This is a genomic window from Pseudoalteromonas sp. MM1 (assembly GCF_030296835.1).
Classification (GTDB): Bacteria; Pseudomonadota; Gammaproteobacteria; order Enterobacterales; family Alteromonadaceae; genus Pseudoalteromonas.
Genome location: NZ_AP027922.1, coordinates 633,923 through 658,802 on the forward strand (window position 1 = coordinate 633,923; position 24,880 = coordinate 658,802).

The window sequence follows — 24,880 nt, forward strand, 5'->3', positions numbered from 1 at the left end:
TATGACTATGGGCGCTTTCCACAGTGGCGGCAAAATAAATGGCTGTTGCGTTGATTAAGCTGCGTTTTAATTGCTTTATTGGCCTCAAGCACACTTAAACCTAGTTTGTAGCGCAGCTCCTCTAAGTGCAAACGCTGTGAGTCATCTAAATAGCCGTCATGGATTTGCTCGTGTACGGCATCTTCAAAAAATTGCCGGCGTTTACGTATTTGCTCCGAAAAACTGGAAGCAAGCAAGCCTGTTGGAATAGCCACCATTCCCATGCTCACTAAAGTGACTACGCCACCAAATAGTTTACCAAGGGGTGTCAGCGGTACAACATCACCATAACCGACCGTTGTTAGGGTCGCCATAGACCACCACATAGCTGCAGGAATAGAGCCAAACTTATCTGGCTGAACATCGTGCTCTATTAAATAAATACCGCAGGAGGCAAGTATTAGCAGTACCGACATAATAAAAAATGCGGCTAATAACGAACTCGCTTCGTCTTTAAATGCTTGTAATAACAACTGCATTGCACGTGAGTAACGAGTGAGTTTAAATACTCTTAGTAGCCTTAATACACGTAAAAAACGCAAATCCAGCGGAAACACAAACATTAGCAAGCTGGGCAAAATGGCTATTAAATCAATGAGAGCCAAAGGTGATAAAAAATAATGTAGGCGGCGCTTTGCATTTGAGCCTTTTATAGCTGCGTATTTACTTTTATCGACACAGGCCCAGAGCCTAGCAAGATATTCAAGGCTAAAAATAGCCACCGAGATCACTTCTAATAGTAAAAACTGCGTGTAGTAGCGTTCATTAATGCTTGGTACCGACTCTAATACAATGGCAATCACATTGATCATGATTAAACTAATAAGCGCTATATCGAGCCTATGCCCCGCTTTGCGATAATCGCCGGTACCTTCAAAAAGGCGTGCCATTTTTTGCCTAAGGGTTATATTCATTATTTTAAATTTAACACCATATTTATGCTGCCTTCTTCAAAATCACGGCTAATGGTAAAGCCTAACTTACGGGCAAGCTCTATCATGCCGGTGTTCTCGGGCAGGGTTATGCCTTCAACTACTTCTACGCCTTGGCGTTTACAATGATTTATGGCTGCGCTCATTAGTATGGTGCCAAGTCCTAAACCTTGATAGTCAGAGCGAACAACGGTGGCAAATTCAGCATGTAAATTATCGGGGTCCATAATTACACGTGCTACGCCTAACGTGCGGCTTTTACCTTCAAAGCGCTGACATACAATAAAGGCCATTTCTCGGTCGTAATCTATTTGCGTCATTTTTGCGAGTTGATCGTGGTTAAACTGAGGCAGCTCACCAAAAAAGCGTTTGTAGCGATCTTCTTTATTGAGTGATTGATCAAACTCTTGGTGGGCTTTTTCATCTTCTGGACGAATAGGCCTTAATGTAGCACGCGTATTATTTTTAAGGGTTACTTCTTCTACAAGGTCTATAGGGTAAGGGCGTATACATAAACGTTTACGATCGCTGCGAGCCTGATAACGATTAACACTAATGGTGGCATCAAGTACTAAAAACTGCCCATTGCTGGCTAAAATAGGATTAAGCTCCATGGCACTTATATCGGGTTGATCGACAACAAGTTGAGATATACGTGTAAGCAGGGCGCACAAGCGATATTTATCGACTTTTTCTGGCAAAATACGATCTTTTAATACGCCTTTATCGTTTGCTGCAGCAATAAGGTATTTAGCTAAGTTCATATTAAGTGGCGGCAAAGCAACGGCTGCTTGGGCATACTCTAACCCATTCCCTGCTTCTCCAAGTAATATCACAGGGCCAAAATTAGGCTCGGTTTTAATGGCTATTCTAAGCTCATTAGCGCCGGCGCGCGGCGCCATTTTTTGTAATGAAAATCCTTCAATCACCGCATCTGGATAGGTGTTTTTAATACGGATCAGCATTGCAAATGCGGTTTGCTCAACCTCGTTTGCATCGTTTAAGTTAAGTACCACCCCCCCCACTTCTGATTTTGAGGCAATACTTGGGCTAATCAGCTTTAACGCTACCGGAAAGCCAAGTTCAATTGCCTGCTCACGCGCCTCTGTAGGCGTGTAGGCTACTTCTGTTTGAATACACTCAACACCATAATGGCTGAGTATTTGGCTTGCTTGATGAGTGGGTAGGTAGCTTTGCTCATCTTCTAAAAATTCGTTAATTAGTGTGGTGGCAGCTGATTTATTTATTTTTGCATCATCAGTGTTTGATTCGGGGGTTTGTGTTAAATGCTTTTGATTACGACGATAGCTGACCAAATGCATAAATGCACCAACGGCTCCTTCGGGAGTACGATAGGTTGGAATAGTATGGTTAGTGCAAACACGTCTAGCTGCATAAGCCGCATCCTCCCCCATAAAGTTGGTCATTACATAGGGGCGCGCCATTTTTGGTATTTTTTGCAAGGTTTGCACTATCATATCGGCGTAATCTTCACTTGGTGCAAGTGCCGAAGGGGTATGAATAATAAGTAAGTTTTTAACTTCCTCGGCGCGTAGTAAAATCTCCAACGCTTGTTTGTAACGCGCAGGGGCAGAGTCGCCAAAAATATCAACAGGGTTAGATGTAGTATCTGACTGTGGGATAACTTTATTTAGTGCTGATCGCGTCTGCTCGCTGAGCTCGGCAAGCTTGCCCGAATTTAAAATAAGCTCATCGACCGCCATAACTCCTGGGCCACCGCCATTGGTTAAAATGGTTAACTGCTCAACTTTTAATAATTTAGGGTGGATAGCGAGCGTTTGCGTGGCCGCAAAAAGTTCGCGCAAATCACTCACACGCAGCATACCAGCGCGCTGAAAAAGCGCATCGTACACGGCATCTGAGCTTTGTTTGCCACCGGTATGAATTTCTGCGGCCAGTGCGCCTGCACCGGTTTTGCCCGTTTTAATGGCAATAACGGGCTTACTAAATGCCGCTGCCCGTGCTGCGGATATAAACCCGCGAATATCCTCAATATTATCGATGTAGAGCAAAATGGCTTTGGTTTTAGCATCACGGCCTAAAAAATCGAGCAGCTCGTCAAAATCAATATCTAGACAATCGCCGACCGAAACAAAATACGAAAAGCCGATTTCTTTATTTTTAGCCCAATCTAAAATAGTGGAACACACCGCTGCGGACTGCGATATGAATGCCAATTTTCCTGGGGCAGCCACTGTGTGAGAAAAGCTGGCATTTAAGCCAATATGCGGAATAAGCAATCCTAAACAATTAGGCCCAAGCAAAGTAACGTGATGTGTATTTGCAGCGCGTTTTAACGCCGCTTTTTGGCTCAATGAGAGCCCATCAGCAATTACAATAGCACTTTTACAGCCAAGCTGGCCTAGCTGCTCGATAATGCTCAATAAGGTATTTTTATTAGTACAAATAACGGCTAAGTCGGGCACTTTGGGCAGCGCGGCAATATCTGGATAGGCAAGTACACCGTGCACTGCACTATGGGTGGGGGTGACGGGCATAATAGGCCCTTTAAACCCACCTTGTAATAAATTGCGCATAACCACAAACCCCGCGCGTGTGGGGGTATTCGAGGCGCCAATAACGGCTACCGAGGCCGGATTAAAAAATTGGCTGATGCGCTTTAAGCTCATGGCATATCCTTGGCTGATTATATTTTGCGTTATTTATAGTCTCAATGTACCCTGTTTGCTGTGTTATTTCGAGCGCATAGATGCTTATTATTGATATCAATCAAGGAGTTTTTTGTGAATAAAACACCCGGTTTTTACACCGTTATAGCCGCAATTTGCCTAAGTGTAAGCTTAATTGTATTAGGCTTTATTATTAAAAGTGCTGCAGTAGAAGTAAAAAGCATGGAACGTAGTGTGCAGGTGAAAGGCTTAGCAGAGCGTGAAGTAAATGCTGATACGGTTATTTGGCCGTTGCAATACAGTGATGCAGACAACAACTTAGAAAAACTGGTTAGTCGAGTTGAGAAAAAAAATGATGCTGTTATTGCCTTTTTAAAGCTACATGGCTTTGATGATGAAGAAATAAGCACCGGCAGCCAATCGATTATTGATAAGCAAGCCCGTGAATATGGTAATGATAATCAAAAATTTAGGTATTTAGTACGCGCTAATATCATTGTGTATTCGAACGCGCCTGACAAAGTACAAAACGCATTAAGCAAAGTAAGCCAACTCGCTAAGCAAGGGATTGCAATAGTACAGGATAGTTACGAAACCAAAGTTGAATATTTATTTACGGGCCTGAACGATATAAAACCAGCAATGGTGCAAGAGGCAACAGAAAAAGCCCGAGAAGTGGCCAATAAATTTGCTAAGGACTCTAACTCAACGCTTGGTAAAATAAAATCGGCTCGCCAAGGGCAATTTAGTATTAGCAATCGCGATTCTAATACCCCGCATATTAAAAAGGTGAGGGTAGTCACCAGTGTTGAATATTATTTAAGTGACTAAATCGATCTCACTAAATGGGCAATGTGTGCTGTTGAACGTTGTAGGTAAGCGGCACTAAGTAAAATATCGGTTTCGTTAATATTTGCGCCTTTTAACGTATTTACCAACTGTTGTTTGGCGGTTGGGTTTTGTTTTTGCTCTATTTCCATAAGCGCTAGCAGCGCTGAAAATTCGTGCTTAACAGGTGTTGTGGGCTTTTTGGCATAGGCAATGTAACAAGCAACAGGGGTAAGGCCGAGAGCATTGGTTTGTACAAGGGCTTTTGCTAGCTCATCGTTAGACTCGAATAACATTAATGAGCGCACGTAGTTAAAAGGCAGCTTTTGAGCATGGGCGTGTTTAAATACACTGTGCAGCACATTATTGCCTTGCATATCTTGTGCTAAAAACCCTTTATTCGCTTTTAATGCGGGCGTAAAAAATGTTAATGAGTCCGTTGTTGTTAATTGGTTTATAAATGGCGCAGGTGGAGGGTTAGTTGTTAATATCCGTGTTGCCACATTTTGCATAAAGTCGTATTTAATACTCATGCGCTCTGCACTTTGAAATAAATGATTAAGCTGCAATGTTTGCTGAGCAGGGCTTAACTGTTTAAAGTCGTTATCAAGCTCGTCTAGCTGATGCTTTGCAATGCGCGCATTAAGTAACTGTATGCTTAAATCCATTCTTAACTCTACCTTTGAGCGTTTTTATTACTATAAAACAAAAAAGGCCGCATCAGCGACCTTTTTCTATTTATAACCAAGCATTAAGCTTTTTTACTTGCTACCCACTCGTTTACAAAGTTCTCTAGTACGTTAAGTGGTACAGGGCCGTTTTTAAGTATAACGTCGTGGAACTGACGAATATCAAATTTGTCGCCAAGTTGCTTTTTAGCATCTTCGCGCAGCTCTAGTATCTTAAGCATACCCACTTTATAAGCTGTCGCTTGCGATGGCATTACAATGTGACGCTCAACCATTTTAACACCGTCAGATGTTGCGTTAGGCGTATTATTTACGTAGTAATCAATACCCTCTTGGCGAGTCCATTTCATTGCATGAATACCCGTATCAACAACTAAGCGACACGCACGCCATAATTCCATAGAAAGGCGACCAAAGTCTGAGTAAGGGTCTGAATACAGGCCCATTTCTTTAGGAATGTACTCTGAGTATAAGCCCCAACCTTCAATGTATGCTGTGTAGCCACCAAACTTACGGAACTTAGGTACACCTTCAAGCTCTTGAGAGATAGCAATTTGCATATGATGACCCGGAATACCCTCATGGTACGCTAATGCTTCCATTTGGTACGTTGGCATTGCTTCCATGTCGTAAAGGTTTGCGTAGTAAATACCAGGGCGTGAGCCATCTGGCGCAGGTTGTTGGTAAAATGCTTTACCTGCTGCTTTTTCGCGGAATGCTTCAACGGCTTTAACTTTAAGATCAGCCTTTGGCTTAACAATAAATAGCTCATCTAGGCGAGTTTTCATGGTATTGATCAGGCCAGTGGCTTCATCTAAATAACGCTGCTTACCTTGCTCGTCATTGGCATAATAAAATTGTTTATCCGTTTTCATAAACTGCATAAACGCTTTTAAATCACCTTTAAAGCCTACTTTGTCTTTAATTTCACGCATTTCATCATGAATGCGTTTTACTTCAGCAAGGCCAATGGCATGAATTTCTTTAGCGGTTAAGTCAGTTGTTGTGGTGCGCTTAAGTGCGTTATTGTAAAACGTTTCGCCGTCAGGCAGTTTCCATGCACCATCGCGGTTGTCAGCACGTTTTTCAAGCTGTGCTAAGTAATTAATTAACTTAGAGTAAGAAGGCTTAACTGCTGATTTTAATGCATCAGTTGCATCGCCAATTAAGGCGTCTTTTTCATCTTGGCTAATTTCAAGGGCGCTTACTTTACGTTTAAAGTCGGCTAATAGCGTTGAGTCTTCACCTTTTTCAAATGGCGCGCCATGAATGATGTTTTTGCTCGAATCAATTACATGTGGGAACACAAATTTAGGCGCAATAATACCCTTATCTGCACGGGTTTCTAAATCAGTAATTAGCTGGTCAAATACTGTAGGTACACCGTTTAAACGTGCAATATAGTCTTTTGCTTCTTTAACGTTACTAATTGAGTGCTGGTTAATTAAAAATGCAGGTACCATAGAGTGTGTACCAAACATTTGGTTAACTGGGTAATTATGGTAACGCCATTTAAAATCAGCAATTGAGCTTTCTAAATCTTGTTTTTTTAAGTCGTAGCTTACTTTTGTTGCATCATCGAGTAGGTCGCGATTGATAGCATTTAGAGTGACTAAATCTTCTTTAGCTTGTGCTAAGTCTTTTAGTTTTTGTTCTTCGCTGCCATCATCCCATTTATCGTAATCTTTTTTAATACCCATGTAAGTTTGGTAAACCGGGCTGTTCATTACATCGCGGTTAAAGGTATCTTCAAAAAACGCATTAGCTTTGTCGATTTCGCTTTGCACAGGTTGCGCTTGAACTGCAGGCGCTGGGGTTGTTTGTTTTGGTGCCTGCTGGCAGCCGGCTAAAATAGCAACGCTCACGGCCGCTGCAATAAAGGTAAGTTTACGCATTGTTTTCCCTTTTGTTGTTAGAAACCCATTAGGGTGTATTATATTTATTTGCTTGTATTTTATGTTTATCGCGCGTGGTTAAAACCACTACACGAACAATTCTAGCAGGTCATTTAAAAAACGATGCCCTTTAAGGCTTACTTGCCAGTGGCCGTTTTCTTGTATTAATAATCCTGCGTCTATCGCTTTTGTTAAAGCCGCTTGCTGGCTTTGTAGCGGCTGACTAGTCAGCGCACTGAAATCTTTGATTGGGCAAGGCTCTACTAAGCGAAAACGATTCATAAAAAATTCAAAGGCTAAATCTTCTTGCTCTACTTGCCAGCTTTTATACAAGTACGGCTTAAGCATATCCATGTAACCACGCGGATGCTTAATTTTTTCAGTACGGGTAATAATGCCTGTTTTTGCATCAGTAACCTTACCATGAGCGCCACAGCCAATACCGAGATAATCGCCAAAACGCCAATAATTCAAGTTATGTTGGCATTGAAAGCCTGGCTTTGCATAGCCAGATATTTCGTATTGTAAGTAACCGGCTTGGGCAAGCAGCGCTTGGCCTTGTTCTTGAATATCCCATAGGGTTTCATCTTGTGGCAAAGTTGGTGGTTTTGAAGCAAACTGTGTATTTGGCTCAATAGTGAGCTGATACCAAGATATATGTGGCGGGTTTAAAGCTATTATTTTTTTTAAATCGCTCAGGGCATCGTCGAGGCTTTGCCCAGGTAAGCCATGCATTAAATCAAGGTTAAAACTGTTTAGCCCGGCTTGCTTAGCTTGCTCTGCAGCGTAGTGCGCTTCATCGGCGCCATGAATACGGCCAAGCGCTTTTAACTTGTCGTTTTGCATGCTTTGCACGCCAATAGAAATACGGTTAATACCCGCTTTTACATACTCTTTAAAACGTCCGGTTTCTACGGTTCCAGGGTTTGCCTCAAGGGTTATTTCGCAGTTATCACTAAGGCCAATTAGGTTATTAACTTCATTTAATAAGCGGGTATAAGCATCACCCGTTAATAAGCTTGGTGTGCCGCCACCAATAAAAATGCTGTGAATTTTGCGCCCTTGCACCAAGTGCAAATCGGCTTTTAAGTCGTCAATTAAATGTTGAACATATTCAGCTTCAGGAATGTCGCCTTTTTGCCCATGGCTATTAAAATCGCAATAGGGACATTTTTGCACGCACCAAGGTACGTGCACATATAAGCTCAGTGGTGGAAGGTTCACAGGCCGCCTTTGCTTTGTAGCTCTAGTAGTAATTTTTTAAGTGCTTGGCCGCGATGGCTCACTGCATTTTTTTGCTCTTTGGTGAGCTCGGCGCTGGTACAGTTTTGCTCAGCAACAAAAAATACCGGATCGTAACCAAAGCCACCTTCTCCATTTTGGGTTTGTGTAATTTCTCCCTCCCAACTTGCGCTGCAAATAAGCGGGGTAGGGTCATCGGCGTGGCGCATTAATACTAATACACACCAAAAACGCGCTTTACGGTTAGGGTTGTTACCTAAATCATTAAGCAGCTTATCTATATTGTCTTGATCGCTTGCGTTTTCACCGGCAAACCGCGCAGAGTACACCCCTGGTGCACCATTTAAGCCATCTACCTCTAAGCCTGAGTCATCTGCAATGGCTGGCATGCCGGTAATTTTAGCAGCATGGCGGGCTTTAATTATCGCGTTCTCTACAAAGGTGGTGCCGGTTTCGGCTACTTCGCCTACGTTAAAATCGCTTTGCGGAAGCACATTTATATTAAGCGGGCTAAGCATATTGGCCAGCTCGTTAACTTTGCCAGGGTTGCCTGTGGCAAGCACTAATGTTTTGGTCATGTTTTTAATCTACGTAAAATTTTTGCTGAAACGTGAGTTTTTGAGACTGACTACCTTGCTGGATGTTTATCTCAAAACGTAAAATCTCTTCGTTGGTATAGTTTACTTGTGCAAGGTAGTAAATTGAGTCACCTTCTTTTACTTCTTTAAAAGTAAGGGTTTGTTTATTACCAAGTAGATTTTTTGCTATGCCGCTTAGTTTTACAGTTTGCGCGGTTTTATCGCTGTTATTTTTTAGTACTGAAATATTAACAATGCCTTTATAACCACTACGCTCCAGGCCATAGGTTTTTGCTATTTGTGGCTGAATAAAAGTAGATGGAAAAGCAATATAATGCACTTGCCAAGGGCCCAGCTCTTTGTACTGTGCGCCTTGCATGTCTTCACTGTGGGCGTTAAAGGCAAAGGCTAAAAAACTAATAAAGCAAAATTTAATTAAACGGTTCATTGTGGTGTCCTATATAAAAAAGAGGCCAAAGGGCCTCTTTTGCTTATAACAAAAATTTAGGCTAAAAAGTCCATTAGCAGCATTTGTAAAAATTGAATACCGATAATTAGTACAAGCACCGATAAATCTAAGCCACCCATTGGTGGAATAATTTTACGAAGTGGCTTGAGCATTGGCTCAGTAAGCTGATGGAAAACCGCTTCTATTGGGTTATAACCTTGACTTACCCAGCTTAAAATAGCGCGAATAATCAATACCCAAAATACAAGGTTTAAGCCTTCTTTAAGTACGGTAATAAGTGCTTGTATAAACACAGGTTGCGCAGCCCATGCGCCGTATATTACCAGCATTAAAGTACTAATTTTGGCAACGGCTACAATAAATGCCAGCAATAGCGAGGCTAAATCAAGCCCTCCTAGGCCAGGTATAATTTTACGCAATGGGTTAACTGCAAACGACGTTGCTTTAACCACAAATTGGCTCATTGGGTTGTAAAAGTCGGCTTTTGCCCACTGCAGCCAAAAACGCAGTAGTACCACCATTAAAAACAAATCAAACAGGGTACTGATCAAAAATTGCATGGCATTCATAGTGTAACCTTCAATAAAAAGTAGTTTTAAAGTTCTTTTTCCATTTGCATCGCACGCGCAATACACGCATCCATTGCATCGCTAACTGTTTGCACTAGGCCTTCGCCTTTTAAATGTTCAACTGCGGCATGTGTAGTACCGCCTTTAGAGGTTACATTAGCGCGTAATTGCGAAATGCTTATCTCTGGTTGGCTAAGGGCCATTTCGGCTGCACCCAGCGCAGTTTGCTGTACTAAGCGACGCGCATCTTCATCGTTAAAGCCAAGTGCTTTCGCTTTTTCTTCAATTGCTTCCATAAATAAGAAAAAGTAAGCTGGCGATGAGCCGGTTACTGCAATGACATCGTTAATTTGCGACTCTTGCTCAACCCAAACAACAATACCAGTGCACTCAAACACTTGTTGTACAAAGTCGTGCTCCTCGGCTGTTTCATCTGCGCCAAATAAACCCGATACACCACGGCCAAGTAGTGATGGCGTGTTTGGCATACAACGTACCATTTTAACGTTTTGGCCAAGCATTTCGCGTAAACGTTTAACGGTTAAGCCAGCCGCTACCGAGATAAACAGTTTATCACTAAAGTCGATACCCGATTCCTGAAACGATTTACATAAATCGCCCATCATTTGTGGTTTAACAGACAATACAATGACATCAGCATCGCGTAAGGCTTCGTTATTGTCGCTGGTGGTTTTCACCTTGAAATCGTCTGCTACCTTGGCAAGCTTTTCTTGGTTGCGGTTTGTCGCAATAATGTTGTTTGCATTAAAACCGTTTTTTACCATGCCACCAATAATGGCGTAGCTCATGTTACCTGTGCCTATAAATGCGATTGTTTTATCTGACATATGTCTGTTATCACCTTTTAAGTTCGAGTTCCAAAAATATCTGTGCCGATCCTCACCATGGTTGAACCTGCGCTAATAGCAGCTTCAACATCATTGCTCATCCCCATCGACAACGTATCTATATGAGGATATTGGGCCTTTAGTTTATCAAAGCAAGTTTGTAATTGCTCAAAAGATTGACTTTGCTCACTCAGGTCGTCGCTTTTAGCAGGAATAGCCATTAAACCACGCAAAGTGAGTTGCTCACATTGGTCAATAAACTCAGCTAGCTCGGGTATTTGCTCAATGCTACAGCCCGACTTAGCCTCCTCGGCGCTTATATTTACCTGAATAAGCACGTTTAAAGGGGGTTTATCAGCGGGGCGCTGAGTGTTTAAACGCTTAGCTATTTTTACTCTATCTACGCTTTGTACCCAGTCAAAATTAGCGGCAACAAGGGCGCTTTTATTTGATTGAATTGGGCCAATGAAATGCCAAATGATATCGCTAAATGTGTTTAGTTGAGCTATTTTATCTACAGCCTCTTGAACATATGACTCACCAAATTGGCGTTGGCCATGCTCGTAAGCGGCAATAATGTCGTCGCTAGGCTTTGTTTTAGATACCGCCAGTAGTGTAATTTCGTTACTACTACGCTTGGCATTATTTGCCGCGCTGGCAATTCTAGCGTAGGCGGATGTGAGTCGTTCTGCTATTGTAACCATATATTTATCAGTTAGTTGTGGAGTCATAAATGGATATTACCGAATTATTAGCGTTTAGTGTGCAACACAAAGCATCTGATTTACACTTATCGTCAGGTGTTTCACCTATGATACGCGTAGATGGTGATGTTCGCCGCATTAATATACCTGCACTTGCAGACAAAGACGTAAACAGCCTTGTTTACGACATTATGAACGATAATCAGCGCAAGGACTACGAACAAAACCTAGAAGTGGATTTTTCGTTTGAAGTGCCTAACCTTGCGCGTTTTCGTGTTAACGCATTTAACTCAAACCGCGGCCCTGCAGCGGTGTTTCGTACCATCCCAAGCGATGTACTGACGCTTGAGGATTTAGGTGCGCCAGATATTTTTAAAACAATATCCGATAACCCGCGTGGTTTAGTATTGGTTACCGGCCCAACGGGTTCAGGTAAATCAACAACACTTGCGGCTATGGTCGATTATATAAATCAAACAAAACATCACCATATCCTCACCATTGAAGATCCTATCGAATTTGTTCACGATAATAAACTCAGCCTTATTAACCAACGTGAAGTGCACCGAGATACGCACAGCTTTTCTAATGCATTGCGCAGCGCGCTGCGTGAAGACCCCGATGTAATACTTGTCGGTGAGCTACGTGACTTAGAAACCATTCGCCTTGCGATGACCGCCGCTGAAACCGGTCACTTAGTGTTTGGTACGCTACACACCACCTCGGCACCAAAAACCATTGACCGTATTATTGATGTATTCCCAGGTGAAGAAAAAGATATGGTGCGCTCAATGCTTTCTGAGTCGTTACGTGCCGTTATTTCGCAAACACTGCTTAAAAAAATTGGCGGTGGACGAGTGGCCGCGCACGAAATTATGATTGGTGTGCCGGCGATTCGTAACTTAATACGTGAAGATAAAATTGCACAAATGTATTCGTCTATTCAAACGGGTGCATCACACGGTATGCAAACCATGGATCAATGTTTAAACAATTTAGTTAATCACGGCATTGTGACAACCGCAGCCGCAAAAGAAAAAGCCCAAGATAAAACCCAGTTTGGTGGCTAAGGACATATTATGAATTTATCTTTAAATCACTTTTTGCAAATAATGATTGAGAAAAAAGGCTCGGATTTATTTGTTTCTAGCCAATTGCCAGTCAGCGCAAAAATTAATGGTGAGCTTATCGCTCTTAGCGACGATAAGCTAACTGATGAGCAATCGCTTGCGCTTGTCGAGTCAGCGATGAGCGATAAACAAAAAAACGAATTTCATACCACTAAAGAGTGTAACTTTGCGATAGCCACAGACGAAGGGCGTTTTCGTATATCGGCTTTTTGGCAGCGTGATAGAGCGGGTATGGTTATTCGCCGTATTGTAACGCAAATACCTGATGTAAGTGATTTAGGCCTGCCCTCAACACTTACCGATGTAATTATGGCTAAGCGCGGGTTAGTGCTGTTTGTGGGGGGAACTGGCACAGGTAAATCAACCTCATTGGCTGCTTTAATTGGCTACAGAAACCGCAACCAACGCGGCCATATACTCACTATTGAAGACCCAATTGAGTTTGTACACGAGCACCGTAAAAGTATTATTACTCAGCGCGAAGTAGGGCTTGATACCGACAGCTTTGAATCGGCACTAAAAAGCTCTTTACGCCAAGCTCCCGATGTTATTTTAATTGGTGAAATACGCTCACAAGAGACCATGGAATACGCACTGAGCTTTGCCGAGACGGGCCACTTATGTGTGGCTACACTGCATGCTAATAATGCCAACCAAGCCATTGACCGTATTATGCACTTAGTCCCTAAAGAAAAGCACGACAAGCTCAAGTACGACTTAGCGCTAAATTTACGCGCCATTGTTGCTCAGCAGCTTATTCCAACGTCTGATGGGGAAGGGCGAGTTGCCGCGATTGAAATATTATTAAACTCACCCATGGTGGCAGAGCTAATTAAAAATGGGGATATTGGTGGCATTAAAGAGGCTATGTCTAAGTCTAAAGAAATGGGTATGCAAACCTTTGACCAAGCCTTATTTGAGCTATATAAACAGCAACGTATTAATTACGCCGATGCGCTGCATCATGCTGATTCGCCAAACGATTTACGCTTAATGATTAAGCTGCGCAATAACGAGCAACAAGGCGCAGGCTTTTTACAAGGTGTAACCATTGATGGACTCGATGATAAAAACGGTAATTAACCTACAGTATGTGTAGGTAAGTTACTCATTTTTAATTATTTAATGCATAAAAAAAGCGCCTATTGGCGCTTTTTGTTTTAAGGAAGTTATTCACCATAACTGGCTTCAAAAAAGCTTTCTAAAATAATCACTGCCGACATATTATCGACATTTCCTTTACCTAAATTTTTATAGCCGCCGTGCTCAAATAAACGGGCTTTTGCATCGGCGGTTGTGAGTCGCTCATCTTGTGTATGCACCGGTATGCCGTAATGGTTGTGCAAGCGGTTAGCAAACTTTTTAGCCTTAAAGGTTACCTCTTGCGAGGTGCCATCCATATTAAGTGGCAAGCCCACCACCATTAAGTCGGGTTGCCACTCTTTAACTTGAACCGCAATATGATCCCAATTAGGAATACCATCTTGGGCTTTTACTGCTTTAAGGCTAGACGCACTACCTGTGAGCTCTTGTCCTATGGCTATACCAATGCTCTTGGTGCCAAAGTCAAAGCCCATTACGGTGCGCTGGCCTTGCGGCTTAAGGTTTTTTTTCGTCATTATCGTTCTTTAAGCGTGTCCAGCTTCGCTGCAAAGCTGGCTAACATCAAAGCCCAGCATCGAAACTGCTTTTTCCCAGCGTTTTTCTACCGGCGTATCAAAAATGATCTTCGGATCGGCTTTAATGATCAACCAACTATTATCTAAAAGCTCTTGTTCAAGTTGTCCTTGTTCCCAGCCCGAATAACCAAGCGTAATAATAAATTGCTCAGGCGCATGGGCGGTGGTCAGGTTAGCAAGTACATCTTTTGATGTGGTGATCATTATTTCACTGCTAAGCTTTTGGCTTGCAGAGTAACCAGGCTGAGGTGAATGAAGTACAAAACCTCGGTCGGTTTTAACCGGACCACCTGCAAACACAGAGACTTGCGCAGCTTGTTGGGTTTTGTCGTTGTCTATTTCTATTTTATCTAAAAGCTCACCAACGGTTACATCAATAGGCTGGTTGATCACCAATCCCATAGCCCCATCTTCATTGTGCTCACAAATATAGGTAACGGCACGTTTAAAAAAAGGGTCTTGCATCGACGGCATTGCGATTAAAAAATGATTTTCTAATGATTGCATAGATTTCACCCTTTTAGTTTATGAATACTAATTGAACTTTGAGTATGGCATAGATATATACGTAGCGTATAAAAAGTCCATTAATTGTATGAAATACTTAAATTAATGAACTTTCCTATGGTGTTTATTTAGCAAGCTTGCGCTCGATGGCATCAAACAAAATACCGGTTATAGATATATCGTAAGCGGCTTCAATTTCACGTACACACGTTGGTGCAGTTACATTAATTTCGGTGAGCTTGTCGCCAATAATATCTAGCCCTACAAACACCAAGCCTTTTTCTTTAAGGGTAGGGGCAACTGCTTGGGCTATTTTAAGGTCTGACTCGCTAAGAGGGCGCGCTTCACCGCGACCGCCTGCTGCTAAATTACCCCGGGTTTCACCGTTTTGTGGGATACGCGCTAAACAGTACGGGATTACTTCACCATCAACAACCAATACGCGTTTATCGCCTTGTTTGATCTCTGGTATATAATTTTGCACCATAGCAAAACGGCTACCGTGCTCGGTGAGCGTTTCACAAATAACACCAATGTTTGCATCATCTTCTTTAATGCGGAAAATAGACGCGCCACCCATGCCATCAAGTGGTTTTAAAATAATGTCTTTGTGCTCGGCTAAAAACGCACGTATTTGCGCTTGGCTGCGAGTTACTAATGTATCGGGGGTGTGCTCGCTAAACCACGCTGTAAATAGCTTTTCGTTAGCATCGCGCAGGCTTTGTGGTTTATTAATAATTAACGTACCTTCTTGCTCTGCACGCTCTAATATATATGTTGCGTAAATGTATTCCGTGTCGAACGGTGGATCTTTTCGCATTAAAATAACGTCTAGGTCGGCAAGGGCTATTGTGGTTTTTTCTTCAAGCTCATACCACTTTTCGGTGTTATTAAATACTTGCGCTTTCGCTGCGGTTGCATACGACTTACCTTGGCGAAGTGATAAATCATCCATCTCCATGTAGTAAATTTCGTAACCACGCTCCTGCGCTTGCATCATCATTGCAAAACCGGTGTCTTTTTTGATGTTAAATCCACTAATAGGATCAGAGATAATTCCTAACTTAATTGCCATGCGCTATGCCTTACTATAAATATTAGTGTTTATATGAGGGTGCTTTTAGTTATTTCAATTAGCTAAGTCGCCAAATTGTAACTGTAATGCACTTAAGACCGTTAAAGCAGCTGTTTCTGTTCGCAAAACACGTGGCCCTAAGCGAATATCTACAAAGTGCTGATCTTTAGTTTGCAGCATTTCTTCATCGGTAAAGCCCCCTTCAGGACCAACTAAAAAGCGCACACCGGCGCTTGGAACGGTTATTGTTTTAATACTGTGCTCAGCACGAGGGTGCAAAGTGAGCTTAATGGCGTTTGTTTGTTGCTCAAGCCATTGCTTTAAATCAATCGGTGTGTGTACAACAGGCACAAAGTTGCGCCCCGATTGCTCGGCAGCTGAAATTGCAATTTTTTGCCATTGTTGGTGTTTTTTCTCTAAGCGGTCGCCACTGAGTTTAACGCCGCAGCGCTGGCTAAAAATAGGGGTGATTTCAGTAATACCCAGCTCAACAGATTTTTGGATAGTAAAGTCCATTTTATCGCCACGTGATACACATTGCCCTAAATGAATTTTAAGCTCAGATTCGACATCATGTTCATCAAAACGCAGTGGCATAACAACAACTGATTTTTTTGTTACTTCAATAATTTCACTGAAGTATTCACCGCCTTCGCCATTAAAAATAGACACATGTTCGCCTACTTTCATGCGCAATACACGGCCAATATGGCCGGCTGCATCATCGTTTAAAGAAACCGGGGTGTTTAAGGCAATACTTGATGCCTGATAAATATGAGGTACTCGCATGAAAGTCACTTATTTTATAGCGTAAAGGTGTATGTCGCTATGGTAAGTAAGCAGCGCGTTGTACGCAATTATTTATTTTTGTTTAAGTGTATTGGCAAGGGCGATTAAATCTTTGGGTGTTTCAGCAATTTCTGTATCGCACGATAGGTGATTTTTAAAGCCTTCGTCAGTAATACGATTAAATGTATAGCCGCTGTCATCAATACTGACTAGGTAGCGTTTTTCATGCAGAGAGTTATATATAAAGCGTTGGTTATCGCTGGCAAGTAAGTAATCAGTTTTGTTGAATAAAACACCTTGAATATCGTGGTGCTCATGCATATAGCTGGCAAGTTCAGATACGCTAATTTCATTTTCTAGGTCGCAATAGCAATAATCTTTAATAAGTTCGTCAAACATCATCTTTACAAGCTTACGGGTATTACTACCTGCAACGATTAAGGTGCTGGCGGTATTGGGTGTTGCGCGCTTAAAGTAATGCTCGGCAAATGTTCGACTAAATTCGTTATCTATATCAATTAACAAATAGTTAGTAACTTCAAATGACATAGGGCCCCGTTGCGTTATGCAAATTTGTAATGCCAGTTAACTAAATACGGGGCGCTTGGCAACTTATTTAATAGCGTGGCGTTAAAGTGAAAACATGCTAATAAGTAAATAGCCTATAGCACAAAAAACAGCAAACTCAATGCATGCTATACCTATATTGTCTTGATGGTCTACCTCTAAAGCGGTATCAATATTGGGTAGTGAAATTGCTTTTATTACAAAACTTAAACAATATAGTAACAACCACATTACACCGCAATGCATTACAAGTGTAAATATATTTTCGACCATTTTTCCATTTTGAAATGCAGCACTAGACAGTCCTGCATAAACAGCTAAGGCTAAACCTATTGATTTACCTGCATATCTAATCCCTATAGAGGTATTTTCTAGGTTAAAGTTACTTTGCAGTGAGGCGCCTTGATTTGCTCTAGCAAAGCGGTATTCACGCAGTTTACTATCTAATGCAAACATCCCTTGCAGCGTAAAAAAGCTAACAAAAGCAATCAGTAAGTTACTAAAGCCTTGCGCATGAGTCCACGTGTATAAACCAAGTGCAATAATACAGTTAGCTATTAACATGCCAGAATCAACCAGTGCGGCGCATACATTTTGCTTTAATATGGCAGCTTCTTCATTAAATCTGTGCAATATCCACTTTCGATGGATTAAGTGACCTACTTTTATAAATGTGAATAACAAAACAATTAAAATAACGACTTTTAATGGATTGTGTTGCGCTGTACTTATACTTATTTCGTCAAATAAAAATGCCATAGTAGCAATAACTACGGTAATTTCTGAGGCGAAACTAATACCCATAGCAAAATTATCATGCTGCGCTAACTCATCTTTAAGTGCTTGTTTCGCTTTTATTTGAGCAACAATTCTAAGACTAAAAATAGTAATGCATATCACCGCAAAACTAATGGCAATCGCAATTAAACTGGTGTTAGATAATGATAAATATGACATGCTGATCCTAAGTAGAGATAACCTTTCTTGGTTTTAGTTATTCTAGTATGGTTAGTAAATATATAAAAGAGAGGATTGATGAGTAACAAAATGCAACTTCCTATTCAATTACAAAAACTTGGCTCAACTCGCTTTGCGCAGCTTTACCCGCAGCAAAACCCACAAGAAGAAGTTGTAAAATTATGTGCTCTGAGCGACTTTGCCTTTCGCTGCTTAGAATCGCAACCTCAATTAAAAGAGTGGTTGATAAACCCAGATGAGCAGTATAGCCGAGACGTCCCTGCGCCATTCGATGACCTTGATCTACAGCAGGTAGATGAAAACCAGTGCAATAAAATTTTGCGCCAGTACCGAGAAAAATACTGGCTAAAAGTAGCCTACCTTGATTTATGCTGCGATAACCCAATCGGTGACAGTATTAAATACATAAGCCTATTGGCTGATATGCTGATTAATAGCGCCAATAGATGGGCGCATGCGCAAATTGCAAAAACAGCAGGCGAGCCCCTCGATGAGCAAGGTAACTCTTTACCTTTAATGGTTTTAGGCATGGGTAAATTGGGCGGCCACGAGCTTAATTATTCATCGGATATAGATTTAATTTTTGCCTATCCGCGCAATGTTCCCACTCAAGGTGGGCGTAAAGCTGTTGAAGCCCAAGTGTTTTACACCAAAGTTGCGCAAAAATTGATTAATGCGCTTAATCAAGTAACTGGCGATGGCCAAGTATTTAGGGTCGATATGCGCTTGCGCCCATTTGGTGAAAGCGGACCTTTAGTAATGAGCTTTCACGCTATAGAAGATTACTACCAAGAGCAAGGTCGCGATTGGGAGCGTTACGCCATGTTAAAAGGGCGGCTAATAGGCACACCTAATCAGTATTGGGATGAGTTTATACAACTTTTAAAACCCTTTGTTTATCGACGTTATATTGATTTTTCGGTAATCGAGTCGCTAAGAAAAATGAAGCTAATGATAGCCCAAGAAGTTCGCCGAAAACGCTTAACGAACAATATAAAACTAGGTGCTGGTGGCATTCGCGAGGTTGAATTTATCGTACAAGCTTTGCAAATGGTGCGTGGTGGGCGAGAAGCTAACTTACAAACCCAATCGTTACTGTATGCCTTAGAGCAGTTAACGTTAAACCAAGCGATGGATGAGCAAGAAGCGAATGAGCTAAAGCGCAACTACTTACACTTACGTAAAGTAGAGCAATACTTGCAAATGTTTGACGATCAACAAACGCAAACTCTGCCCGATGATGAGCTTAATCAAGAACGCTTAAATTACTTACTCGAGTTTGAAAGCTTTAACCATACCATGAGCGAGATTGAGCAGGTCATGGCGAAAATTCACGATGAATTTTTATTGGTGATAGGGGAGGAAATCGTTCCTCTTGATACCTGCGAAGGTGCGTTTATTAGTGCGTGGGATCATGGTGATGTTAGCTTTTTAAACGATATAAAAGAGCAGTGGCAAGTGCCACTTCATGATTTTAAACAGCGTTTAAGTAAGGTGAATATAGGTAATCGAGGGCGCGATATTCTCGATAAACTTATGCCTGTACTGCTTAAGCAACTGAGTGATTTTAATGCCAGCGGTGAAACATTTACCATGGTGTGCCAAATTTTAAATAAAATTGTATCGCGTACTGCTTACCTTGAATTACTGTACGAAAACCAAGGTGCGCTAAAGCAGTTGGTATTATTATGTTGCCACAGTAAGTGGATAGGGGAGCATATTTCCCGTTATCCTATTTTGCTTGATGAGCTAATAGACCCAGCGGCGCTTTACAAACCTACGCCATTGAGCGCCTACAAAGATGAAATACGACAATATTTTTTACGTATAGAGCATGATGACCTAGAGCTGCAAATGGAAGCACTTAGGCAGTTTAAACAAACACATCAATTACGTATTGCGGCTGCCGATGCAACGGGTGTGATTGATGTTATGAAAGTAAGCGATCACTTAACTGCTCTTGCCGAGGCTGTAGTAGACCAGGCAGTAAATATAGCATGGTATAATACGGTTAAGCGCTTTGGCATGCCGCCAAATACAGATGACGAGCACAAAGGTTTTGCGGTTATTGCGTACGGTAAAACGGGCGGTTTTGAAGTTGGGTACGATTCTGACTTAGACCTTGTGTTTGTGCATAATCACGACGGTAATAGCAGCACTAATGGCGATAAATCGATTACCTCCCGACAGTTTTATTTAAAACTTGCACAGCGCTTAATGCATTTATTTAACACCCGTACCGCCTCAGGTATATTGTATGAGCTTGATACGCGCCTGCGCCCTGAAGGCGCCTCTGGTTTATTGGCTATTAACTTGGAGAGCTTTAATCATTATCAGCAAACCCAAGCATGGACTTGGGAGCACCAAGCGCTTGTGCGCGCCCGCGTTATATTAGGCCAAGATGAGCTAAGAGCGCGTTTTGCGCAAATTCGTAAAGAGATATTATGTGCCCCACGCGATGTAGATACGCTTAAGCAAGATGTACTTAAAATGCGCGAAAAAATGCGGAACCACTTAGCTAAAGGAAACGCCGAGCAATTTGATTTAAAACAAGATGTAGGTGCCATGACCGACATTGAATTTATAACTCAATACCTAGTGCTAAAAAACGCAAATCAGTTTAGCCAGTTAACAGTGTTTTCTGACAATGTAAGAATACTCACAGACGCTGCCGCAATTGGTTGTATTACTAAAGCGCAAAAGCAGCAGTTAATTCAAGCATATATTGATTATCGCTCACGTTACCACGTATTAAGCTTAAATCAGCAAGGTCGCTTAGTGTTGCGTAAAGAGTACCAAACAGATATTGAGAGTGTATCGGCGTGTTGGCACAGTATATTTGAACTTGAGGCGTAAATACTAAAAAACCCAAGCTTAGCTTGGGTTTTTAATAAATAGGCGCTGTTGAGCTTTTAGCGAATTAGTTGGCTTTATTGTTTTATGTTTTTAGCTTTAAACAATTACTGCGTACAAATTCAGAAGGTAGCTCTGTGATCACCGCAGCGCGCTGCCTAGAGCAAAAGAAAGTATAAACTTCATTTTCAAAGTCATCATTAATGGCGCGGCCAACTTGATAAAGCGCTGAGGTAAAGTTGCTATCAACCCTAAAATGATCTTTTACCACGTAGTCTTTACTCAAATACCAATATAACTGAATGCCTTCGTTTTTGGCGTATTGGTCTAGTACGTCTTTTAATGTAGAGCCATTTTCAAAGCGTCTAGGTTCATTTGTTCCTGTCCAGCTAGCAGGCATAGGTTCAACGGCCCTGCCGCGCTCTGCTAAAACACGATCAAGCGTTTGCTCGGGCTTTTTAAGTTGTAGTACAAACTTATCGCGCTCCCTATCGGATTTAACTTGGTTACGGATAGAGGAGTAAAAGCGAGAAAGCCCCTCGGCAGCTGCGTTTTTGCTCTCTTTTATATCAAACAATGGACCCGTACCAACTAACACATAGGTAGCTAGTAAGATTAATGCAACTGCTAGTATTAAATGCTTAACCCAAAACCACATAACTCATGCTCATTTATTATCATTATTTATTTATACCACTACTTTTTATAAAAAGAAGGGGTATTTTTATCGGGGCGTGTTTTAAAACGGCGGTGCAGCCACATGTACTGCTCAGGGGCTGCGTTAATTGATTGCTCAACGCGCTGATTTACACGTGTTACATCGGCTTTATCATCACCGCTTGGAAAATTGTCAAGCTCAGGTACTATTTCTAGGTGGTATTTACCGTGCTCATCTCGGCGACTAATTAGACTCATGGTTTCGCAGTGTTTACTTGCTGCAAAAAGTAGTGTGCCTGTGGTGGTGGCTGTATCTGGCACAGCGTAAAAAGGCACAAATTCACAGCGGTTACGGCCGTAGTCTTGGTCGGGTAGGTAATAACACACCTTTTTGTTTTTAAGCGACTTTAACAAGCCTTTTACGTCTTTTCGTCCAATTAGGTATTCGTTAGAGCGAAGGCGGCCATTGGTTGTAAAGTATTCCATGAGTGCATTGTTGTGTGGGCGGTAAAACCCAAGCCCTTGGCATTTGGTGCCCATAACACGACTCGCCATTTCTAAATGCAAAATATGCGGCACCAATAGCAGTACGCCTTTACCTTGAGCCTGCACGCGCTCAAAGTGCTCTAACCCTTTAATAGAGCCATACGCTTTTTTAACGCGCCACTGCGGCCACCACCAAGCCATGCCCGTTTCAACCATGGCAATACCGGTGTTTTCCATATTTTTTAGCACAAGCTGTTGTTGTTCGGCTTCGCTCATATCAGGAAAACACAGCTTTATATTAACCTCGGCAATGTGGCGACGACGTTTCATAAATTTATGTACTAAGCGTCCTAATAATTTACCTAAGCTAAGCTGAAGTTTTTGTGGCAACCACGAAATCAAATACAAAAAGAAAACGCCAATCCAGGTTAGCCAATAACGGGGGCCTAAAAACGAGGCTTTAAAAGGAGATGAGGTGACCACAAAATACTCTCTAAAATAAAAACGCTAGTTTAACGCTTAGTGTTATAAAATACAAAAAGCCAGCAATGGCTGGCTTTAAACGTTACTTTTTAACTTATTAGGCTTTTTTTAAGCCTTGGTTAATACCCAGTAAATCGGCACTTGTTAGTGTACCTGCAGCTTGCTTTAAGCGAAGCGTAGATAATACGTAACGATAGCGTACATCAGCTAGGTTACGCTTAGCATCATACAAGTTTTGCGTGCTTACAAGTACATCAACAATTGTACGGGTGCCTACTTCAAAACCCGCTTCTGTTGCTTTAAGTGCACTTTGTGCTGATACCACGGCTTGTTCAAGTGCTTTGTAGGTCGCAATATCTGATACAACTTGATTGTATGAGGTAATAACGGTGCGTGTTACGGCGCGGTAATTTGTTTCGTAATCTTGACTGGCTGAAACATAAAACGCACGGGCTTGCTTAGTTGCAGCAACGGTTGCGCCCCCTGTGTACAGTGGTACGCTTAAATTAACGGCAACCGAGGTTGAATCGGCGCGTGGTTGGTCGTTAAAGCTTAAACCATTTATATTTTGGTCAGTTAAAGAGTCACCGTAGCTGGCATCAAGTGTCAGTTTTGGGTAGTGACCCGCTTTAGCCAGTGTAATTTGGTCTTTTGCAATATCAACCGTTACCTTTGATACTTGTAAGCTGATGTTATTGTTTTCAGCCACTTTTACAAAGTCAGTCGATTTTTTAACAGGTTTTACTGTTGAAAATGTTTCGGTGTTTAAAAAATCAAGCTTAGCGTGGTATTTACCGGTTATTTCACGCAGTTGCTCGCGAGCGGTTTCTACGGCATTGGTGGCAATAATTTCTTGTGCTACAGAGTTATCGTATTGTGCTTGCGCCTCATGCACGTCTGTAATTGCTGTAAGGCCAACGGCATAGCGCTGTTTTGTTTGCTCTAGCTGACGTTCAATGGCACGTTTTTCGGCTTGTACAAATTCAAGGTTATCAATTGCACTTAATACGTTAAAATAGCCTTCAGCAACACGCACAATTAAGTTTTGTTTTGCGTTGTCGTATTGCGCATTGGCTTGCAGTGCTTGTTTTTCGGCAATATCAAGCGTATTCCATGCGCCTAAGTCGAATAAGGTTTGGCTTAAACTCACACCACGCGTGAATTGGTCGGTATCGCTATTTATTTTAACTTGGTCAGCTAAATTACCAACGCTCTGAAAAGAGGTAGAATCGCTTTTTTCATAGCCCATGCTTACGCCAATTTGCGGCAGTAATGCACTCATGGCTAAATCGCTTTCGTAAGATTGCGCATCTGCTTGCGCTTTTGCTTTTAAAACAGTGGGATCGTTGGCAGTAGCAATTTCAAAAACTTGCATTAAATCTTCAGCACTTGCTGTGGTTGTGCCTAATGCGCACGATAAACTAACGAGCGCTGCAAGGATGTTCTTTTTCATGTTAGGTTCAGTCCTTAGACAAATTTTGTACTAAAAGCATGGTAACGTGTTTTGCTCAATAACTAAAAAAGAAATTAGTAAAACAGTATGTTCAAATGTAACAGAATATATTAACAATTTTTAATCGTTTAAATAAGCGGGATGTATAATATGGCAGATAAAAGCTTGGTGCAATTTACACATAAAGATGTGAGCTTAAAAGCAGTTAAAAGTCTGTATAATGGTTTTTTTAAAGTGGATATGTATGAGTTTGAGCATAGCCTGTTTAATGGTGGTACATCGCAGCTTATAAAGCGCGAAATACTAGAGCGGGGCGATGCGATTGCTGTTCTACCTTATGATGTAGCTACGCAAAGTGTACTTTTAATAGAGCAAATACGTATTGGCGCTATTAACAGCAGACACTCGCCCTGGCTGCTAGAATGTATTGCTGGTATGACCGATGGCAGTACTGATTACGAAGGGGTGGTAAAAAAAGAAGCCTATGAAGAGGCAGGGCTTGAGCTTACAGAGCTTGAATTTATGCTCTCTTACCTTTCAAGTCCTGGTGGTACAACTGAGCGCTTACATTTATACCTAGCGCGGGCAGATTTAAGCCAAGTACAAAGTGGTGTTTACGGCCTTGAAAGCGAAGGTGAAGATATTAAAACCCATATTTTAACCCTTGATGATGCGCTTGCGCGCCTCAATAACGGTGAAATAGATAACGCGGCAACGGTAATATGTTTGCAGTGGTTGGCGTTAAATCGAGAAAAAATAAGCAGTAAGTGGACATAATT

General features: G+C 41.8%; 24 protein-coding genes. 5 read left to right on the forward strand and 19 right to left on the reverse strand.

The window, feature by feature from the left end; translation table 11 throughout:
• Positions 1 to 5 precede the first annotated feature (5 nt).
• A complete protein-coding gene (locus QUE46_RS02765; RefSeq protein WP_286246122.1) occupies positions 6 to 929 on the reverse strand; it encodes an ion transporter in 924 nt (307 codons plus the stop codon).
• Between the two features lie 23 nt (positions 930 to 952).
• Entirely contained in the window at positions 953 to 3,622 is a 2,670-nt protein-coding gene (locus QUE46_RS02770) for a bifunctional acetate--CoA ligase family protein/GNAT family N-acetyltransferase (protein ID WP_286246123.1), read from the reverse strand.
• Positions 3,623 to 3,736: 114 nt separating this feature from the next.
• Between QUE46_RS02770 and QUE46_RS02775 the strand changes: the two genes are divergently transcribed.
• A complete protein-coding gene (locus QUE46_RS02775) occupies positions 3,737 to 4,453 on the forward strand; it encodes an SIMPL domain-containing protein (RefSeq protein WP_286246124.1) in 717 nt (238 codons plus the stop codon).
• On the opposite strand, the gene QUE46_RS02780 is transcribed toward QUE46_RS02775, so the two are convergent.
• The 8 genes from QUE46_RS02780 to QUE46_RS02815 form a co-directional block, all read right to left on the reverse strand.
• Positions 4,450 to 5,118 (reverse strand): hypothetical protein, encoded by a 669-nt coding sequence (locus QUE46_RS02780; protein ID WP_286246125.1) that lies wholly within the window; start codon positions 5,116 to 5,118, stop codon positions 4,450 to 4,452. The two genes, QUE46_RS02775 and QUE46_RS02780, sit on opposite strands and share 4 nt — an antisense overlap.
• A gap of 83 nt (positions 5,119 to 5,201) precedes the next feature.
• Positions 5,202 to 7,034 carry a DUF885 family protein gene (locus QUE46_RS02785; RefSeq protein ID WP_286246126.1) on the reverse strand — a complete coding sequence of 611 codons (1,833 nt, stop codon included), beginning with the start codon at positions 7,032 to 7,034 and terminating at the stop codon, positions 5,202 to 5,204.
• An 87-nt stretch (positions 7,035 to 7,121) separates the two neighbouring features.
• Positions 7,122 to 8,258 (reverse strand): radical SAM family heme chaperone HemW, encoded by a 1,137-nt coding sequence (hemW, locus tag QUE46_RS02790; RefSeq protein ID WP_286246127.1) that lies wholly within the window; start codon positions 8,256 to 8,258, stop codon positions 7,122 to 7,124.
• Positions 8,255 to 8,854: an XTP/dITP diphosphatase gene (locus QUE46_RS02795; protein WP_286246128.1), complete on the reverse strand. Its 600-nt coding sequence runs from the start codon at positions 8,852 to 8,854 to the stop codon at positions 8,255 to 8,257. The genes hemW and QUE46_RS02795 overlap by 4 nt, the downstream gene beginning before the upstream one ends.
• A 4-nt stretch (positions 8,855 to 8,858) precedes the next feature.
• The gene (locus tag QUE46_RS02800) at positions 8,859 to 9,302 is read right to left on the reverse strand and encodes a DUF4426 domain-containing protein (protein WP_286246129.1); all 444 of its coding nucleotides are present in this window, start codon (positions 9,300 to 9,302) and stop codon (positions 8,859 to 8,861) included.
• Positions 9,303 to 9,358: 56 nt separating this feature from the next.
• Positions 9,359 to 9,892, reverse strand: coding sequence for a YggT family protein (locus QUE46_RS02805; protein WP_004586837.1), 534 nt, complete (start codon positions 9,890 to 9,892; stop codon positions 9,359 to 9,361).
• 26 nt (positions 9,893 to 9,918) lie between these two features.
• Positions 9,919 to 10,740: a pyrroline-5-carboxylate reductase gene (gene proC, locus QUE46_RS02810; protein ID WP_004586838.1), complete on the reverse strand. Its 822-nt coding sequence runs from the start codon at positions 10,738 to 10,740 to the stop codon at positions 9,919 to 9,921.
• A gap of 17 nt (positions 10,741 to 10,757) precedes the next feature.
• Positions 10,758 to 11,471, reverse strand: coding sequence for a YggS family pyridoxal phosphate-dependent enzyme (locus QUE46_RS02815; protein WP_286246130.1), 714 nt, complete (start codon positions 11,469 to 11,471; stop codon positions 10,758 to 10,760).
• 2 nt (positions 11,472 to 11,473) lie between these two features.
• Between QUE46_RS02815 and QUE46_RS02820 the strand changes: the two genes are divergently transcribed.
• Together QUE46_RS02820 and QUE46_RS02825 are read left to right on the forward strand one after the other, a co-directional pair.
• Entirely contained in the window at positions 11,474 to 12,514 is a 1,041-nt protein-coding gene (locus tag QUE46_RS02820; RefSeq protein ID WP_004586840.1) for a type IV pilus twitching motility protein PilT, read from the forward strand.
• A gap of 9 nt (positions 12,515 to 12,523) precedes the next feature.
• Positions 12,524 to 13,657, forward strand: a complete 1,134-nt coding sequence (locus QUE46_RS02825; RefSeq protein ID WP_286246131.1) for a PilT/PilU family type 4a pilus ATPase — start codon at positions 12,524 to 12,526, stop codon at positions 13,655 to 13,657.
• A gap of 86 nt (positions 13,658 to 13,743) precedes the next feature.
• Here the strand turns inward: QUE46_RS02825 and ruvX are convergent, their stop codons facing one another.
• The 6 genes from ruvX to QUE46_RS02855 form a co-directional block, all read right to left on the reverse strand.
• Positions 13,744 to 14,193, reverse strand: a complete 450-nt coding sequence (ruvX, locus tag QUE46_RS02830) for a Holliday junction resolvase RuvX (protein WP_286246132.1) — start codon at positions 14,191 to 14,193, stop codon at positions 13,744 to 13,746.
• Between the two features lie 9 nt (positions 14,194 to 14,202).
• The gene (locus QUE46_RS02835; RefSeq protein ID WP_286246133.1) at positions 14,203 to 14,760 is read right to left on the reverse strand and encodes a YqgE/AlgH family protein; all 558 of its coding nucleotides are present in this window, start codon (positions 14,758 to 14,760) and stop codon (positions 14,203 to 14,205) included.
• A gap of 124 nt (positions 14,761 to 14,884) precedes the next feature.
• A complete protein-coding gene (gene gshB, locus QUE46_RS02840) occupies positions 14,885 to 15,835 on the reverse strand; it encodes a glutathione synthase (RefSeq protein ID WP_286246134.1) in 951 nt (316 codons plus the stop codon).
• Positions 15,836 to 15,889: 54 nt separating this feature from the next.
• On the reverse strand, positions 15,890 to 16,624 hold the full coding sequence (rsmE, locus tag QUE46_RS02845) for a 16S rRNA (uracil(1498)-N(3))-methyltransferase (RefSeq protein ID WP_286246135.1): 735 nt from the start codon (positions 16,622 to 16,624) through the stop codon (positions 15,890 to 15,892).
• A gap of 72 nt (positions 16,625 to 16,696) precedes the next feature.
• On the reverse strand, positions 16,697 to 17,173 hold the full coding sequence (locus QUE46_RS02850) for a hypothetical protein (protein ID WP_286246136.1): 477 nt from the start codon (positions 17,171 to 17,173) through the stop codon (positions 16,697 to 16,699).
• Positions 17,174 to 17,254: 81 nt separating this feature from the next.
• Positions 17,255 to 18,148, reverse strand: coding sequence for a hypothetical protein (locus QUE46_RS02855; RefSeq protein ID WP_286246137.1), 894 nt, complete (start codon positions 18,146 to 18,148; stop codon positions 17,255 to 17,257).
• 78 nt (positions 18,149 to 18,226) lie between these two features.
• Here QUE46_RS02855 and glnE point away from each other — a divergent pair, with 78 nt between their 5' ends.
• A complete protein-coding gene (gene glnE, locus QUE46_RS02860) occupies positions 18,227 to 21,025 on the forward strand; it encodes a bifunctional [glutamate--ammonia ligase]-adenylyl-L-tyrosine phosphorylase/[glutamate--ammonia-ligase] adenylyltransferase (RefSeq protein ID WP_286246138.1) in 2,799 nt (932 codons plus the stop codon).
• An 82-nt stretch (positions 21,026 to 21,107) separates the two neighbouring features.
• Here glnE and QUE46_RS02865 read toward each other — a convergent pair whose 3' ends face one another.
• From QUE46_RS02865 to tolC, 3 genes are all read right to left on the reverse strand, one after another.
• Positions 21,108 to 21,680 carry a toxin co-regulated pilus biosynthesis Q family protein gene (locus QUE46_RS02865; RefSeq protein WP_286246139.1) on the reverse strand — a complete coding sequence of 191 codons (573 nt, stop codon included), beginning with the start codon at positions 21,678 to 21,680 and terminating at the stop codon, positions 21,108 to 21,110.
• A 38-nt stretch (positions 21,681 to 21,718) separates the two neighbouring features.
• On the reverse strand, positions 21,719 to 22,648 hold the full coding sequence (gene lpxL / locus QUE46_RS02870) for an LpxL/LpxP family Kdo(2)-lipid IV(A) lauroyl/palmitoleoyl acyltransferase (protein ID WP_286246140.1): 930 nt from the start codon (positions 22,646 to 22,648) through the stop codon (positions 21,719 to 21,721).
• Positions 22,649 to 22,745: 97 nt separating this feature from the next.
• The gene (gene tolC, locus QUE46_RS02875) at positions 22,746 to 24,101 is read right to left on the reverse strand and encodes an outer membrane channel protein TolC (protein ID WP_286246141.1); all 1,356 of its coding nucleotides are present in this window, start codon (positions 24,099 to 24,101) and stop codon (positions 22,746 to 22,748) included.
• A gap of 150 nt (positions 24,102 to 24,251) precedes the next feature.
• On the opposite strand from tolC, the gene QUE46_RS02880 reads away from it, so the two are divergent.
• Positions 24,252 to 24,878 (forward strand): NUDIX domain-containing protein, encoded by a 627-nt coding sequence (locus tag QUE46_RS02880; RefSeq protein WP_286246142.1) that lies wholly within the window; start codon positions 24,252 to 24,254, stop codon positions 24,876 to 24,878.
• Positions 24,879 to 24,880 lie beyond the last annotated feature (2 nt).

Excerpts from the sequence above, each read along its gene's own strand:
- QUE46_RS02865 (WP_286246139.1), bottom strand. The coding sequence starts at position 21,680 with ATGTGGTTTTGGGTTAAGCATTTAATACTAGCAGTTGCATTAATCTTA.
- tolC (WP_286246141.1), bottom strand. The coding sequence starts at position 24,101 with ATGAAAAAGAACATCCTTGCAGCGCTCGTTAGTTTATCGTGCGCATTA.
- QUE46_RS02850 (WP_286246136.1), bottom strand. The coding sequence starts at position 17,173 with ATGTCATTTGAAGTTACTAACTATTTGTTAATTGATATAGATAACGAA.
- gshB (WP_286246134.1), bottom strand. The coding sequence starts at position 15,835 with ATGGCAATTAAGTTAGGAATTATCTCTGATCCTATTAGTGGATTTAAC.
- QUE46_RS02825 (WP_286246131.1), top strand. The coding sequence starts at position 12,524 with ATGAATTTATCTTTAAATCACTTTTTGCAAATAATGATTGAGAAAAAA.
- QUE46_RS02765 (WP_286246122.1), bottom strand. The coding sequence starts at position 929 with ATGGCACGCCTTTTTGAAGGTACCGGCGATTATCGCAAAGCGGGGCAT.
- QUE46_RS02815 (WP_286246130.1), bottom strand. The coding sequence starts at position 11,471 with ATGACTCCACAACTAACTGATAAATATATGGTTACAATAGCAGAACGA.
- QUE46_RS02770 (WP_286246123.1), bottom strand. The coding sequence starts at position 3,622 with ATGAGCTTAAAGCGCATCAGCCAATTTTTTAATCCGGCCTCGGTAGCC.
- ruvX (WP_286246132.1), bottom strand. The coding sequence starts at position 14,193 with ATGACGAAAAAAAACCTTAAGCCGCAAGGCCAGCGCACCGTAATGGGC.
- proC (WP_004586838.1), bottom strand. The coding sequence starts at position 10,740 with ATGTCAGATAAAACAATCGCATTTATAGGCACAGGTAACATGAGCTAC.
- QUE46_RS02800 (WP_286246129.1), bottom strand. The coding sequence starts at position 9,302 with ATGAACCGTTTAATTAAATTTTGCTTTATTAGTTTTTTAGCCTTTGCC.
- QUE46_RS02780 (WP_286246125.1), bottom strand. The coding sequence starts at position 5,118 with ATGGATTTAAGCATACAGTTACTTAATGCGCGCATTGCAAAGCATCAG.
- QUE46_RS02835 (WP_286246133.1), bottom strand. The coding sequence starts at position 14,760 with ATGCAATCATTAGAAAATCATTTTTTAATCGCAATGCCGTCGATGCAA.
- QUE46_RS02785 (WP_286246126.1), bottom strand. The coding sequence starts at position 7,034 with ATGCGTAAACTTACCTTTATTGCAGCGGCCGTGAGCGTTGCTATTTTA.
- QUE46_RS02820 (WP_004586840.1), top strand. The coding sequence starts at position 11,474 with ATGGATATTACCGAATTATTAGCGTTTAGTGTGCAACACAAAGCATCT.
- QUE46_RS02855 (WP_286246137.1), bottom strand. The coding sequence starts at position 18,148 with ATGTCATATTTATCATTATCTAACACCAGTTTAATTGCGATTGCCATT.
- QUE46_RS02795 (WP_286246128.1), bottom strand. The coding sequence starts at position 8,854 with ATGACCAAAACATTAGTGCTTGCCACAGGCAACCCTGGCAAAGTTAAC.
- QUE46_RS02880 (WP_286246142.1), top strand. The coding sequence starts at position 24,252 with ATGGCAGATAAAAGCTTGGTGCAATTTACACATAAAGATGTGAGCTTA.
- rsmE (WP_286246135.1), bottom strand. The coding sequence starts at position 16,624 with ATGCGAGTACCTCATATTTATCAGGCATCAAGTATTGCCTTAAACACC.
- QUE46_RS02805 (WP_004586837.1), bottom strand. The coding sequence starts at position 9,892 with ATGAATGCCATGCAATTTTTGATCAGTACCCTGTTTGATTTGTTTTTA.
- glnE (WP_286246138.1), top strand. The coding sequence starts at position 18,227 with ATGAGTAACAAAATGCAACTTCCTATTCAATTACAAAAACTTGGCTCA.